9 protein-coding genes are annotated in these 14,741 nt (G+C 66.4%); 3 read left to right on the top strand and 6 right to left on the bottom strand.

The window, feature by feature from the left end; all coding sequences use genetic code 11:
- Positions 1–18 precede the first annotated feature (18 nt).
- The 5 genes from fcl to BOQ54_RS18860 form a co-directional block, all read right to left on the bottom strand.
- Positions 19–987 carry a GDP-L-fucose synthase gene (fcl, locus tag BOQ54_RS18880; RefSeq protein ID WP_071924727.1) on the bottom strand — a complete coding sequence of 323 codons (969 nt, stop codon included), beginning with the start codon at positions 985–987 and terminating at the stop codon, positions 19–21.
- Positions 962–2,038, bottom strand: a complete 1,077-nt coding sequence (gmd, locus tag BOQ54_RS18875) for a GDP-mannose 4,6-dehydratase (protein WP_063188697.1) — start codon at positions 2,036–2,038, stop codon at positions 962–964. Before gmd ends, fcl begins: the two co-directional genes overlap by 26 nt.
- Positions 2,035–2,742 carry a winged helix-turn-helix transcriptional regulator gene (locus BOQ54_RS18870; RefSeq protein ID WP_063188699.1) on the bottom strand — a complete coding sequence of 236 codons (708 nt, stop codon included), beginning with the start codon at positions 2,740–2,742 and terminating at the stop codon, positions 2,035–2,037. Before BOQ54_RS18870 ends, gmd begins: the two co-directional genes overlap by 4 nt.
- Positions 2,743–2,840: 98 nt before the next feature.
- Positions 2,841–4,271, bottom strand: a complete 1,431-nt coding sequence (locus BOQ54_RS18865; RefSeq protein WP_055458546.1) for a mannose-1-phosphate guanylyltransferase/mannose-6-phosphate isomerase — start codon at positions 4,269–4,271, stop codon at positions 2,841–2,843.
- A 349-nt stretch (positions 4,272–4,620) separates the two neighbouring features.
- On the bottom strand, positions 4,621–5,511 hold the full coding sequence (locus BOQ54_RS18860; RefSeq protein WP_186438070.1) for a glycosyltransferase: 891 nt from the start codon (positions 5,509–5,511) through the stop codon (positions 4,621–4,623).
- A gap of 590 nt (positions 5,512–6,101) precedes the next feature.
- Here BOQ54_RS18860 and BOQ54_RS18855 point away from each other — a divergent pair.
- The 3 genes from BOQ54_RS18855 to BOQ54_RS18845 all read left to right on the top strand — a co-directional run bounded on the left by BOQ54_RS18855 (position 6,102) and on the right by BOQ54_RS18845 (position 13,073).
- The gene (locus BOQ54_RS18855; protein WP_145979837.1) at positions 6,102–8,762 is read left to right on the top strand and encodes a glycosyltransferase; all 2,661 of its coding nucleotides are present in this window, start codon (positions 6,102–6,104) and stop codon (positions 8,760–8,762) included.
- 5 nt (positions 8,763–8,767) lie between these two features.
- Positions 8,768–11,281 carry a glycosyltransferase gene (locus BOQ54_RS20120; protein WP_071924724.1) on the top strand — a complete coding sequence of 838 codons (2,514 nt, stop codon included), beginning with the start codon at positions 8,768–8,770 and terminating at the stop codon, positions 11,279–11,281.
- An 82-nt stretch (positions 11,282–11,363) separates the two neighbouring features.
- Entirely contained in the window at positions 11,364–13,073 is a 1,710-nt protein-coding gene (locus tag BOQ54_RS18845; RefSeq protein WP_063188705.1) for an FkbM family methyltransferase, read from the top strand.
- 32 nt (positions 13,074–13,105) lie between these two features.
- Here the strand turns inward: BOQ54_RS18845 and BOQ54_RS18840 are convergent, their stop codons facing one another.
- On the bottom strand, positions 13,106–14,548 hold the full coding sequence (locus BOQ54_RS18840; protein ID WP_071924723.1) for a DUF2793 domain-containing protein: 1,443 nt from the start codon (positions 14,546–14,548) through the stop codon (positions 13,106–13,108).
- Positions 14,549–14,741 lie beyond the last annotated feature (193 nt).

Below are 14,741 nucleotides of genomic sequence, written 5' to 3'. Positions count from 1 at the left end.
GACGGCCTGGGTTCGGCTTCACCCCAGGCTTTCTCTGAATGCCTGATAGGTCTTCTCGACACCTGCCGGCAGGCTCGTCTGCGCACGCCACCCCATCGCAGTGAGCTTTCCGATATCCATGAGCTTGCGGGGCGTCCCGTCGGGCTTGGAGCTGTCGAACACGAGCTCGCCTTCAAATCCGACGCTACGGCAGATCAGTTCGGCGAGCTCGCGAATGGTCACGTCTTCGCCCGTGCCCACATTGATGTGACCCGGCTGGGAATAATGCTTGAGCAGGAAGACGAGGGCGTCCGCGAGATCGTCCACATAGAGGAACTCGCGGCGCGGCGTGCCGGTGCCCCACACTTCGAGTGCCCGCGATCCGGCCAGTTTCGCCTCATGCGCCTTTCGCATCAGCGCCGGAAGCACATGGCTGGTGCGCAGGTCGAAGTTGTCACCGGGGCCGTAGAGGTTGGACGGCATGGCTGAAATGAAGTCGGCTCCATGCTGCTTGCGATAGGCATCGCAGAGCTTGATGCCGGCGATCTTCGCCAGTGCATACCATTCGTTCGTTGGCTCGAGCGCACCGGTCAGGAGGGCTTCTTCCGCGATCGGTTGCGGTGCGAATTTCGGATAGATGCAGGACGAGCCCAGGAACAGCAGCTTTCGGACACCCGCCCGGAACGCAGCACCGATGACATTCGTCTCGATGACCAGATTGTCGAAGAGGAAATCCGCCGGGAAGGTGTCATTGGCCAGGATGCCGCCGACCTTGGCCGCCGCGAGAACCACGACGTCAGGCCGCTGCCTGTCGAAGAAGGCGTTCGTCGCCGCCTGATCGCGCAGGTCGAGCACATCGCGACCTGCGGTCAGAACCTCGCAGTCCTCCACCTGCAGCCGCCTGACGACGGCAGAGCCGACCATGCCGCGATGACCGGCCACGAAAATGCGCTGGCCGGTGAGATCGAAGGGCGTGTTACGCTCAGTCATGGCGGTTCCGCCGCTCATCTTCGTTCCGCACCGACTTCAGATCGCTCTCCACCATCTCCTTCACGAGCTCCCGGAAGCTGATGCGGTGCTGCCAGCCGAGCTTTTCGCGGGCCTTGGAGGGGTCACCGAGGAGGAGGTCGACTTCGGTGGGGCGGAAATAGCGCGGGTCGATGCGCACGAGGGTCTTGCCGCTCGCCTCGTCGATGCCGACCTCGTCGACGCCCTCGCCGCGCCAGGCGATGGTGCGGCCCACCTCGGCGAAGGCAAGTTCCACGAATTCACGCACCGAGTGGGTCTCGCCGGTGGCAAGCACATAATCGTCGGGCGTGTCCTGCTGCACGATGCGCCACATCCCCTCCACATAGTCGCGGGCATGGCCCCAATCGCGCTTGGCGTCGAGATTGCCGAGGTAGAGCGCTTCCTGCAGGCCGCATTCGATGGCCGCGACGGCGCGGGTGATCTTGCGGGTGACGAAGGTCTCGCCGCGGATCGGGCTCTCGTGGTTGAAGAGAATGCCGTTCGAGGCGTGCATGCCGTAGGCCTCGCGGTAGTTCACCGTGATCCAGTAGGCATAGAGCTTGGCCGCGGCATAGGGGCTGCGCGGGTAGAAGGGCGTCGTCTCGCGCTGCGGCGTCTCCTGCACCTTGCCGTAGAGCTCGGAGGTGGAGGCCTGATAGAAGCGCGTCTTGCCCTCGAGCTTCAGCAGGCGGATCGCCTCGAGCAGGCGCAAGGTGCCGATGGCGTCGGCATTGGCCGTGTATTCCGGCGTCTCGAAGCTCACCTGGACGTGGCTCTGGGCGGCGAGGTTGTAGATCTCGTCCGGCTGGATCTCCTGCACGATGCGAATGAGATTGGTCGCATCCGTCATGTCACCGTAGATCATGCGGAAGCGGGGGTCACCCTCGTGCACGTCCTGATAGAGATGGTCGACGCGCGCCGTGTTGAAGGACGAGGAACGGCGCTTCACGCCCCAGACGCGGTAGCCCTTGGCGAGGAGCAGCTCCGCCAGATAGGCGCCGTCCTGGCCGGTCACGCCGGTGATGAGTGCACGTTTAGACAAGTTGCTCATCCTTCCATTGCTGGCGCGCGCTGCGCGCCGGTATCCGGTCGATCCTCGCCGCGGGCAAAGGTCTCGTCAGCCGGCGCCTCAGTGCCGGCTCCGGCGGAGGCGGCGGTCACGGAGACATGCAGCAGCGGCGGGGTCACGATGCGGTTGCTGTCGACCTGCCCGCCGAGACGATCATAGGTCGCCTGCGGCGTGCGCGCGTCCGTCACCACCACGGTGTCGAAGGCGGGCGCCTCTTTCAGCGCGCGCACCACCGGCACGCCCGCGACGCGGCTGCGGTTGGTCTCGGCATCGAGCACTGCGACGACCTCGATCGCGTTGTCGCGGGCGGCGAGAATGGCGATCTCGGCAAGCTCGCCGGCCCCCGCAAGAACGACGCGGCGCAGGCCGACGACATCGAGGCGGCGGAAGCCATCCGCATATTGCTCGCGCGCATCGCGGAAAAAGCGCAGGGAAATGTCGAGATAATCCGCTACGAGCCGGCTCTTCTCGGAAAAGCCGCTCGGGGTCAGGTAATATGCATAGCGCTTGTAGGGAGCGGCCCTCGCCTTCACATAGCCCTTGCGGATGGCGCGCTTGAGGAGTGCATTGACGAGGCCGATGGAGACGCCGATGCGCTGCGACAGCGACATCTGCGTCACCACTTCCCCGCTTTCCAGCGAGGCGAGCAACTCGAGGTCGACCTCGGTCGGGAGCTTCTCTGCCATCGGCCCTGCGTCTCGCGCGTTCCGGCGGCACGAATAGTCATTCACGGCGTGAACGTCAAGGCGTGACGTTCACGCCGTGAACGAAGCGCGCACCCCTGTCAGACCCGCTTGTAGATGTCCTCGATGCGGACGATGTCGTCCTCGCCGAGATAGGGGCCGGATTGCACCTCGATGAGGTTGAGCGGCAGCTTGCCGGGGTTCTCGAGCCGATGCACGCAGCCGAGCGGCAGGAAGATCGATTCGTTCTCGCGCAGGAGGATCTGCTCCTCATCGCGGGTGACAAGGGCCGTGCCGTTGACGACGACCCAGTGCTCGGCGCGGTGGAAATGTTTCTGCAGCGACAGCTTGGCGCCGGGATTGACGGTGATGCGCTTGACCTGAAAGCGCTCGCCGTCGTGCACGGACTGGTAGAAACCCCATGGACGATAGACGCGCTGCGTCTGCGTGGCTGCGGCGTGGCCGTCCTTCTTCAGCGCCGCGACGAGTTGCGAAACCTTCTGGTCGCTGTCGCGCCGCGTCACGAGCACGACGTCGGGGGTCGCCACGACGACGAGATCCTCGATCCCGAGAGCCGCGACGAGTCGACCTTCGCCGCGCAGGTAGGAGCCGCGCGTCTCGAGCGCCACCACCTCGCCGACGCAGAGATTGTCGTCCGCATCCCGCGCGCCGATCTCCCACAGGGCCGACCAGCTACCAATATCGCTCCAGCCGAATTCGGACGGCACCACGGCGGCTTTGTCGGTCTTCTCCATCACGGCATAGTCGATGGAGATCGACGGTCCGGCGGCGAAGGGAGCTTCGGCGAGGCGCAGGAAGTCGAGGTCGCGCACGGCGCCCTTCAGTGCCTCCCGCGCCGCGGCGAGCACGGCGGGCGAATGGCGCTCGAGCTCGGCGACGAAGATGGCGGCGGGCAGGAGGAAGATGCCGCTGTTCCAGAAATAGTCGCCCGCGGCGACATAGCCCTCGGCCGTCGGCCGGTCGGGCTTCTCGACGAAGGTGGCGACGGCGTTGATGCCAGGGGTCCCCGGCAGCGGATCGCCGCGGCGGATGTAACCGTAGCCGGTGGCGGGCTTGTCCGGGCGCATGCCGAAGAGAACAAGGCGACCGGCCACGGCTGCACCCGCACCCGTGGCCACCGCGGCGCGGAAGGCGGCCGCGTTCTGCACGACATGGTCGGCCGGCATGATGAGGATCAGCGCATCGGGATCGCTCTCGGCCGCCATCAGCGCTGCGACCGCCGCCGCCGGCGCCGTGTTGCGGCCGACCGGCTCGAGCACGATGGTAACGCCCCCGATGCCCGCCTGTCGCGCCTGTTCGGCGATGACAAAGCGATGCTCCGCATTGGCGATGACGACGGGTGGGGCAAAGCCCGGCTCGCCGGCAACGCGCGCCAGCGTCTGCTGCAGCAGGCTCTCCTCGCCGGCGAGCGCCAGCAGCTGCTTGGGAAAGGACTCGCGAGACAGCGGCCACAGGCGGGTGCCGGTGCCTCCGGACAGAACGACCGGGACAATCCGCGGATGCTTCGCCATGTGGGCCCTCCCGTCAGCCGACGAGAGGCGCCGGCGCCACGCGCCCTTCCCCGTCGAGTGTCGTCGTGCGAGTCGCGCTCAATGCCGCTTCCTACCGCAAAGCGACTATCATGGAAATGCCGGTCTGACCGCTCGGGACCGAGCTCGGGCGGCCTGCGCGTCGCAGTCTGTGCGCGGGGACAAAAGGATCTCTGCTGGCTCCTCACCGTTGGCGTGGCACCGCATCAGCAAGATCGCCGCCCATTCCACACGGGATCGTGGCCCGCCCTCATCGGCTCAGGCGCTCGCGCCTTGCCCCTGTGCGCAGCACCGCCGAGCCGAATGAGCGCCGCATCCATCGAAAGCGGCATCAAGGCTCGGCCGTGTTGCCGGGCGGCTCCGGCGCCGCTTGGTCACCGAACTGTGGCAATCCCGGCGGCTGCGCACTGGCCGACATCGTCCGCAACCCGTCCCACGCGCCGCGACCGATCGCCGTGAGCGCATAGCAGCGGCGCCGCCCCGTGAGGGCGTAGACGATGGCCTGGAAGCCGATGTACGGAACCATCTTGGCCTTCCAGCGCAACGGGACGTGGCGCATGGCGAGCATGCGAAACTGGTTGCGGACATAGGTGTAGAGCCGGTTGGGCGGCTGCACGGACAGCTTGAGCCCCAGCAACGGCAGCGATATGGAGCCCCGCCCCAGCCGATGCTCCATCCGCGCATCGCGCGCGACCCAGCACGAGAAACCGCGATGCCACGCGCGGAAGCACCATTCGATATCGGCCGCATCAATGAAGAAATCGTCGCGGAATGGCCCGACCACGTGATACGCGGCGATCGAGACGAGCGAGCCCGACGAGATCACAAAATCCGCCGCCCTGAAGCGGGTGGTGCCCTCACGGCCCGGCCGGGGAAAGATGCGCACGTCCTTGAAGGCCGGCTTCGTGTGCCGCGCGCCGATGGGCTGAACGCCCACCGCAGCCACCCGCTGCCCGGCCGCGGCAAGCTCCACCATCAGATCGGCAAGAAGCCGGACAACCTGCGGGCGCAACGTCGAATCCTGGTCGACGAGCAGCACCGCATCGCCGCCATACCGGCCTGCGCGCCGCAGGATCTCGTTGTAGGCACTGCCGAGCCCGACATTGTCTCGCGACTGGATGATCTCGATGCGGGCGCCGCCGATGGCCAGCAATTCATCCCGTTGAACCGTCGACAACGGGGAGTTCGCGAAGATGAATACGCATTCGGTCGTCTCGGCCAATGCCGACACAAGATCCCGGAGCGATGCCCACTCCGGCCGAAACGTGACGACCCCCGCATAGATGCGCAATGATAAGGTTAACACAATACCCGTGCCAATAAGACAGGTAGAAAATATACGCGAAGTCTGGCATTCGGATTTCTAAAATTCAACTCTATTTTTATGCATTTTGCATCTTCAATCAGCCCCGAGCCCCTGTCAAGATACGTCCGCGCCTGGCCTAGACCGGGCCAACACACGCATGTGGCATGTCTGCCGCGGCCTGTTGCCATCGCGGCAGTCCGTTGGTGCGCCTGCCAATGGCGAACCGGCCGATGTGCCGCACGCCCACCCGCGGGCCCGCATCATCCGCCGCCGGGGCATCTGGTGGAGCAGCAGCACCCTCGTGCCTACGGCGGCCACGGCATGCCAGGATCCACCGGCCGCGGCCACTTGACGGCAAGCAACCGCGAAAATAAGCTTCATTATATAGTGCCGGTTTAGTTTGATTGCCGCCCCTGATTCCCCTTTATTGGACGATTGGCCATGACCTATTCTTCTCAGAACACCCTCCTCTCAACCACGCCCCAGTAATCACCTGACACCCAGCCTTGGCCGCCGGCGGAATTTCCGGGCCGGTCCCGCCGAAGGCTGCGATCCCGTCGCGGTGGCAGCTTCACCCTGAACCGGGGCATTCACGCCATACCGGACACGGCGCTTCGATCGGCGTTGCTGCGCCGGCGCGTTCAGGCAGCCAACATGCGGCGGCGGAGAGGAGGGCAGCATTGCGGGCTGCGGCAGCGGGGCAACCCTCCGTCGCGATATCGACCGGGTGGCACGGAGCAGCTCCTCCGCTCCCCGTGGCGGCGGCTGTGGGGCGTGAACGGGGAACAGGGCGAGGCAAGGACGAAGACCGAACCGACAGGCGACCGTTTCATATGGACATTGCAACCCCATCTCATCCTGCCGGCGATACCACGCCGGCGATGTGTACGCCGCAGCCTGCCGCCTGGCGCAGGGTTGCGGTCGTGACGCGCACGCGGAACCGGCCGCTGCTGCTGCGGCGCGCCGCCCGGAGCGTCAGCCGCCAGACCTTCAAGGATTTCGTCTGGGTTGTCGTCAATGACGGCGGCGACGAAGAGACGGCGCGGTCCATCGTCGAGGGAAGCCAGCTTGACCGGAACAGTGTCCTCTTTCTCTCCCTGGCGCAGAGCCGCGGCATGGAGGCCGCATCCAACGCCGGCGTGGCGGCGTGCCGATCGGACTTCGTGGTCATCCATGACGATGACGACAGCTGGGCGCCCAATTTCCTGGAAAAGACCGTCACCTTCCTCTCAAGCCAGCAGGGACGGCGCTACGGCGGCGTCATCACCCATTCGATCCACGTGTTGGAGGACATTCGCGACGACGAGGTAATCGAACGTCGGCGCCGCCCTTTCCAGACCGCGGTGCGCGATGTACAGCTGGCGCAGATGATCCGCGGCAATTTCTTTCCGCCGATCTCCTTCCTGTTTCGGCGAACGCTCTGGGATGAGATCGGCGGCTTCAACGAGACGCTGCCGGTCCTCGGCGACTGGTTCTTCAATCTGGAATTCCTGCTGAAGGCGGACATCGGCGTCCTGCCGGAGCCGCTGGCCTTCTACCACCACAGGGACCAGGTCCCCGTCACGAACGTCTATGCCAATTCGGTCAGCGCGGCAGGGCACCAGCACGACGAACTTGCGGCGGTCGTGCGCAACGCGTTCCTGCGCCGCCACATGGACAAGGCCGCGGTGGCGCTCAGTCTCATCCTCAGCCATATCGACGACATGCGGCCCGGCGAGGTCACGGCGGCCGCGTCAGACCCGGTGCGGCGGCCGGCGAGCACCCCCAACGCGGCCGGCGACGACGACCGGGCGGATCTCGACTGGATCATCGGCAGCATCAACCGGAGCCTGGCCAGAAGGTCCCTGAAGTCCTTCGTGCGATCGCTGCGCGTCCGGCCTCTCGAACCCGACGCCGGCTGGAACGAGGCGCTGTCCGCCCTCCAGAAGCTGAAAGCCCCCATTCCCGTTCCGGACCATTTCGACGAGCCAGCCTATCTCGCCGGGAACCCGGATGTCGCAGCCGCCGTGCAGAAGGGACAGCTCCATTCGGGCTATGTGCATTTCCTACTGTTCGGCCGTTTCGAGGGTCGGCGCCGGCCCGGCCGCCATGTCAGTCCCTTCGCCGCGGCGCAAGACAACGCCTGCCCGGCGCCGGACACGGCAAACGTTCTGAAGCCGGTCTTCGACACGCCCGCCATGCTGCGCGCGGCCCATCGCGTTGCCGGCTTCGAGCGGGTCCTGCACATTGCGCATCACGAATGGCACGGCATCCGCCAGGCCACAGCCTATTGCCCCGGGCATAAGCTGCTCATCCCGGCCGAAGGTACACTGGAGGAAGCCGACAAGGCCGGAATCGCCGAGGAGATCCAGGCTCTCGGCATCACGCATGTCGTTTTCCAGGGCTATTCGGAAAATGCCGACCAGTTGCTCCTGGCCCTGAAGTCCCGCTTCGGATCGGATCTGCGCTGCCATGCGGTCACGCACGTCACCACGGCGCAGTTCGAGCACTACTTCGAAATGGTGATGCAGGCACGCCTGCTGATACGGCTCCGGATGGGTTCCCTTCAGGGCCTCGCCTCGGTCAAGCCGGATTTCGGCGCCGTGTTCGAGAACTACTGGCCCAGCCTCATCGTCAACTTCGCGCCGGATCTGCCGTCGCAGCGCCGCGCGCAGCCGCCCGAACTGCGCTCGGTCTATGCGCCGCTCGACCCGGGCTGGCGCAAGAACATGTATACCAATGTGCTCGGCGCTCTCGCCGCCGGCAATGTCGAGCAGGTCAAGACCGCCAATTTCCCCAATGGCCTTGAAAGCCTCGTCAATCTCGACCGGCTACGGCTCGTCGGCTATCTGCGCGGGCGCGACCTCTTCGAGGAGATGGCGCGCAGCTCGCTCGTGCTGCTGGCCACCCTCGCCGAATGCCAGCCCATGACCCAGCTGGAGAGCCTGGCCGTCGGCACGCCCGCCATGACGGGACCGCTGTCGATCCGCGAGTTCGACGACGATCCGCTCATCCGACTCTGCACCACACCGCATCTCGACAATCCGGCCCTGCTGGCGCGCGACGTCGAGCGGCTGGTAGCGGCCCGGCACGCCGACCCGGGGGCGATGGCGGAGATGATCAGTTGCCACCTCGCCCGCCGCCATGCCCTGGCAGCGCAGCGCTATGGCGATTTCCTGGCCCTGTGACAGCCATGACGAAACCCGCGATCTGCTTCGTGACCAATGAGCTCTATCCGCTCGGCCCCGGCGGCATCGGGCGCATGCTCCACAATTTCGCCCGGCACAACGAGACGCTGGGCTCTCCCGCGGAGATCCACTTCCTCGTGCCGCCCGAACTCCTAGCAAGCAGGCCCGATGCACCGATGCTGCTCGCCGGGACGTTCGACGGGCTCGCGCAGGTGCACATCTGCCCGGACCTCGCGAACCGGCCGGACCTGATGGCCCAGCTGCTTGCGCGGGCCGGCGCCCATCCCTGGACATTGGAATGGCACCTGGCCGAATCCTATCGGTACTACCAGGGCCTCCTCGCTGCAGAGCGCCGGCGCGGCGCACCGTTCGACATCGTCGAGTTCCCGGATTTCGGAGGCTGGGCCGTGGCGAGTATCGAGGCAAAGCGCGCCGGCCTTGCCTTCACGCAGACACTCATCGCCGCCCGCATCCACTCGACACAAGGAGTGATCTACCGGGCGGAGCGTTTCACCCACCACCCCGGCCATTCCCTCGGCATTGTCTTCGATGCCGAGCGCCATCTGCTCGCCCATGCCGACCTGATCGTGGGGCACGAACGCACCGTCCTGGCCTTCAACGAGGACCATTACGGCCTTGCCGGACGCTGGCGAGGACGCTGCCTGCTGGAATTTCCGCCCATCCTTCCCGACGATGGCGACGCGCCGGTACAGGCGGAGCGCGAGCCTTTAGACTTCATCTTTTCCTCGCGCTTGCAACCCTTCAAGCGGCCGGACCTCTTCATTCGTGCCGCAATCCTCTTCCTGGAGAGACATCCGGACCACGCCGGCTGTTTCAGGCTCGTGTCCTATGGCTGGGACGAGGCCTATATCGCCGGCCTGCGGGCGCTCGTGCCGGAGACGCTGAAGGAGAAGATCCTGTTCGTCTTCGGCGCCAGCGCCGCCGAACGCGCGAGCCATCTCGCCCGCTCGGTGGTGGTCGTGCCGTCCGACTACGAGAGTCTGTGCCTGTTCGCCTTCGAGGCGAGCCGGATGGGTTGCAAGATCATCCTCAATGGACGCTGCCCCGCCTTCGGCAAGACCTCGCGCTGGCAGGACGAAAACAATTGCCTGCTGTTCGATGGTTCCGTCGCGGGTCTTGCTGCCGCAATGGAGAAGGCACTGCGCTGGACTCCCTCTGCCACAGCCAGCATAGCCCCCGACACGCCCTACTGGCTGCGGCCAGCGGCGTGGCCCGTTTCGCGCGCTCCCGCCGTCGCGCAGGTGAAGCGTCCTGGTGTCACGGTCGTCTGCCACGGGATTCGCTCACCCGCCGAGTTCGAACGGCTTTTCGATACCGTGCTGCCTCTCGATGCCGAGCTCGACCTGGCGGGCGGCACAGATGCGGTGCAGGTCCTGCTGCCGCGTGGGCATTTCGCCCCGGACGGGCCCGAGGCGCGCCGCGTCGAGGCCCAGGGCTGGCAGGCCGTCTTCCCCTCCGGCAAGAACGAATGTCCCGAGACGCTGGGGCGCCGGCTTGCCGCGCTGGAGCGGGAGGCGGTGCTGCTCCATCCCTTCGGCTTCGAGGCAGCGCCGGGTTTTCTCGCCCTCGCGCTCGACGCGATGGCCCGGAATGCGGAACTCGCCCTCGTCTGCGGCCATGTGGAACTCGTCGACCCGCATACGGCGAGAAGCGACTATCTGCGCGCCTATGCCGGGGAGGCGCCGTCAACGGCCCTCCTCTCGAGCCGTATCGCGCCGCCGTTCTGCCTGCTGCGACGCGACCTGCCGGCCCGGGTGCCATTCGATCCGCGCGCCGGCGATCTTTGGTTCGAGGTCTTTGCTCGGGAATGCGCGCTGACGGGCGAAAGCATGCTCGTCATGCCTGTGGTCGCGGCCACCATGGATGCCTTTCTGGCCGGGCGACGGGAGACAACCAAGAAGATCTCCGGCGGGCTCACCGATGCGGCAGGGATCGCGGTCGGGCTGCCTGCCCGCCTCCTGAGCCTCGACCCCGTCCAGCCGCCCGGAGATGGGCCCGATCGACCGCTGACGCTGCATGGCGAGCAATTACGCCCGGTCTCGCGCATCCATCCCCAGGGGCGCGTGCGGGAATGGGAGCCGGTGCAATGGCATGGCGGCAGCCGAGGCATCATCGTCCACCCGCTCGCGGGGGAGGTGACGATCGGCGAGTTGCGCGGCCCGCACCGGCGGGTGGGCCGCATCGTCGCCCATGTGCGCAACCTCAGCGAGCACAACGGCGGGGTCGAGGCAGCCGTCGCCCTGGCGCGCGGCAACGCGGCGACGCAGCGCATCCTCGCCCGTCTCGACGGGGGAGAGATGGCGGACGACGTCGCCCTGAGCGCCTGGCAGACTGTGGGGCCCGGCCGGCAGGCGCTGATCGAACTCTCCGCCTATGGCACGAGCCGGGGCAACGATCGCCTGCTCCTCATCACGCGGCTGCCGCCCCGCGGCGAGGAGAGCGACTGCCATCTCGCCTTCGAGCGCGTGGAGCTCTGGTTCAACGAGAACATCCTCTGACGGTGCGAATGCCGCGCATGCGGGCGACATCGGCGCTCCCGCCTTCAGCCACGCGCCCCGCCGCCTCACGCAAGGAACAGCCATGATCCCACCCTTCGGCCTTCTCGTTGCCCGCCAGCGATCCGGCACCGGCGCGCTGGGCAGCCTCCTCGACTGGCGCAACCATCCGCAATTCTATTATCTCGGCGAGATCTTCCACCCTGATGGCCTCGGCGATCGCCACAATTATTTCACCCACCTCCGCGACTACGTTCGGGAGGATCCGCTGAATGCGTTGGCGCAGAACGCACCGCAGAATTTCCGGAGATTTCTCGCGACCTTCGCCGGAGAAGGCCGCACGCTCCTGCCCGACGTCAAATACGACAGCCTGCATAGCCTCAACGGGCCCTGGCATGCGCCGCTTGCCCGGCCGTGGCTCCTGGAATTCGCGCGGGCCGAAGGCGCGCCGATCATCCACCTCACGCGGCGCAATCTCCTGGAGGTCTTCGTCTCCGGCCTGCTCGCGGCCGCCAACCAGGTCTGGCACACGGTCGATGCGGCGGAGGTGACGATCCGTTCCGCGGTCGTCGATATCCCGAAGCTGCTGCGCTTCATCGACGGCATGCAACGCGAACGACAGGTGATCGAGCAATGGCTCGACGGGCACCAGCCGCTCGTCGCGCTCGATTATCAGGAGATGTTCGACGCCCAGGGGCTGCTGGCGAGCGAGCGGGCCGATGAGATCGCCCGCGCCTTCGGCGTGGACCCGCTGGCGCAGCGCAGGCCGTCCCTCGTCAAGCAGGCGCCGTGGAGTCTCACGGAATCGATCCGGAACTACGACGAGGTGGCAAAGGCGCTCGCCGGCACCCCTCATGCCTGGATGCTCGCCGGGGACGGCCCCCCGACAACCCGGCCCACGCCTGCCACCAAGGGATTGCCCGTGCAGAAATTCGTCTTCCAGAACTCCACCATCACCATCAACGGGCACAGTGTGACGATGCACAGCATCACGGCACCCTGGGGGGAGGACGACAACCTCCTCGGCGCAATACGGCAGGGTGCCTTCGACGAGCCGAAGTCCCTCGCCTACTGGCTCTTCCTGATGGAAGGCGCGCCGCAGAACGGGATGGTGATCGACGTTGGAGCCTATACGGGCCTCTATGCGCTGCTGACGGCGCGGGCCCGCCCGGACCTGCTCTCCATCGCCTTCGAGCCGTCGGCGGTGACCTTCGGCCGTCTCATCTACAACATTCAGCTCAACGGCTTTAATCCGCGCATCGTGCCCTGTCATCTGGCGGCATGGAACCGCGAGGAGATCCTGACCCTGCCGCACAGGTATGGCTTCTTCAGCCTGTGCTCGGGCGAGAAGATCAGTCAGACACAGGCGGTCGACCACACTGAGACGGTCAAGGCCGTACCGCTGGACGCCATCCTGCAACCGGCGCGGCTCGACTACCTCAATGCGCCACAGCTCGCGGCGATCGCCAAGCGCCCTGTCGTCGCCGTCAAGATCGACGTGGAAGGCGTCGAGCCCGAGGTGCTGGAAGGCGCGCGGCACGTCATCGCTGCCCACCGGCCCGCCTTCATCTGCGAGGCGCTTGACGCTGAGGCTCAGAACAGGCTCCAGACCTTCTTCACCTCCGTCGGCTATGCGGTCGAGCCGATCGCGGACGAGCGCAACGTGCTCGCCATGCCGGAAGACCGCTATGGCGGCTTCGCGCGGGCATTCGCCGCCTGGGCGGCACGCAACGGCACGGCGGCGACCATCGGGGGGCATGTCATCGAGGATTCGCGCTTCGAGACGGAGCTGTGAAGCCGACGGGCCCCCTGCGAGTCACGCAGTTGTCAGAGCTCGGCCTCGGCCACCCAGTGCCAGTACACGGCCTGGGTCGTGGCGGTCGTGACGAAGTCGATCATGCAGCCGGCGCCGCCGGGCACGTAGACGCCGCCGATGGTGATGTCCGCGTCCGGCTGGGCGCGCACCTGCCCCGCGGCGCCGGTGGTCGGGTTGTAGATCGTCACCGTGGGCGCCGCGCGCTTGATGACGCGGAAGGGAATATCGGCCCGGTGATTGGTCGCGATCTGGAAGGTGTTCTGGTTGCGCCGGCCCATCTGGCTCGCCGTGCCCGGTGCCACCTCGAGGTTGTATGACTTCTCGAAGTAGCGCTGGCACATGGCGAGTTCCTGGCTGAACGGCCGCACCTCGAAGGCCGACGGCACCGTGCCGTGCTCCAGCTGCGGCAAGGCGAAGGTGCCGCCCGAAAAGCGCACGGTGACATTCGCACCGCCGGCAAGCGACACGGTGCCGCCCTTCGCCACGGCCGCGCCGTTGACGCTGGCGCTTGCCGTGCCGTTCCATGAGAGCACGTAGGTGCCGGCCACGACGTCGAGGCCCTCGATCACCTGCTCGACGCCGCCGGCCGGTGCGGTGAAGGTGCGATAGCCGTTGGCCTCGGTCCAGGCGAGCGCCTGCCCCGCAGCCACCACCCGCCAGCGGTCGAGCGTATAGCGGCCGGCGGCCGCCGTCGCCGTGCCCGAGACATAGCCGCGCTGGTTCACGAGGCCGCGGGCGTTGATGAGGAGATTGCGCAGGCCGCACTCCTGCCGCGTCTGCGGAAGTGTTACCGCGCCGCTCGCGGGATCAATCCGCAGCGCCGGCGTCCAGAGCGAGCCGTCCTCCGAGACCTTGATCTCGAAATGGTCGCTGCCGGCGAGGCCGATCTCGGCGCGTCCCGACCAGTCGCTGTTGAAGATGAGCGAGACCGTGTCGGCGGAGCCTTCCTTGTTGAGCGCCATGCGCAGCGTGCCGCTACCCCCCTCGCCTGTGTATTTCGCCGACCAAAGGGCATTCTCGAGCTTGGCAGCAAAGCCATTGACCTCGTCCGCCCGAGTGCCGACGCCAAGAGCGGCGAGATTGTGCAGCTCGGTCGGCGTATCGTCCTGCATGGTAGCCCATTCCGTCCCGGTCCAGACACGAAGACGCCCTTCGCCCGTCACATAGGCCATCCAGCCGGGCGCAGGGGCGAAGGTCAACCAGCCGCCGTCGACGAAGATGGCGACGTGGTGGTCCCTGCCTGTCCAGGCATCCGTCGCGCCCTCACCGACAATATGGCGCGCGCCTTCGGCCGGGTCGGCCGGTGGCACCGTCCGGTCCGTGTCCGCGACGGCAAGTTGCACCAGCACATCCAGCATGTGCAGCGCCTCGTTATGGGTCACGTGTTTCTGCGCCTGGCCGGCGGCGATATAGGGCAGCTTCAGATTGGCGGTGGTTTCGGAAGCGATGGCCACGGCAGTCCCCATGAATGATCTGATGCAATGAATGATCCTATATAGGAAATTAAACCTATAGTAGGGATAATGTCAACAGCCGTCGCTCGGACGTCGCCGTCGCGAGGCTTGCAAGTCGTTTCACCCATGGCTACATTCTGCCCGTTTTCCTGCGTTGTTTGCCATTTTTCATGTTTGATCCGATTGCCGAGCC

Source organism: Chelatococcus daeguensis, assembly GCF_001887265.1.
GTDB classification, from domain to species: Bacteria; Pseudomonadota; Alphaproteobacteria; order Rhizobiales; family Beijerinckiaceae; genus Chelatococcus_A; species Chelatococcus_A sambhunathii.
The sequence above is the reverse complement of the archived record's forward strand: the minus strand, read 5'-3'. Positions and strand labels throughout refer to the sequence as shown.

Coding starts and splice junctions, on each gene's coding strand:
- fcl (WP_071924727.1), bottom strand. CDS start 987: ATGAGCGGCGGAACCGCCATGACTGAGCGTAACACGCCCTTCGATCTC.
- gmd (WP_063188697.1), bottom strand. CDS start 2,038: ATGAGCAACTTGTCTAAACGTGCACTCATCACCGGCGTGACCGGCCAG.
- BOQ54_RS18870 (WP_063188699.1), bottom strand. CDS start 2,742: ATGGCAGAGAAGCTCCCGACCGAGGTCGACCTCGAGTTGCTCGCCTCG.
- BOQ54_RS18865 (WP_055458546.1), bottom strand. CDS start 4,271: ATGGCGAAGCATCCGCGGATTGTCCCGGTCGTTCTGTCCGGAGGCACC.
- BOQ54_RS20120 (WP_071924724.1), top strand. CDS start 8,768: ATGACGAAACCCGCGATCTGCTTCGTGACCAATGAGCTCTATCCGCTC.
- BOQ54_RS18845 (WP_063188705.1), top strand. CDS start 11,364: ATGATCCCACCCTTCGGCCTTCTCGTTGCCCGCCAGCGATCCGGCACC.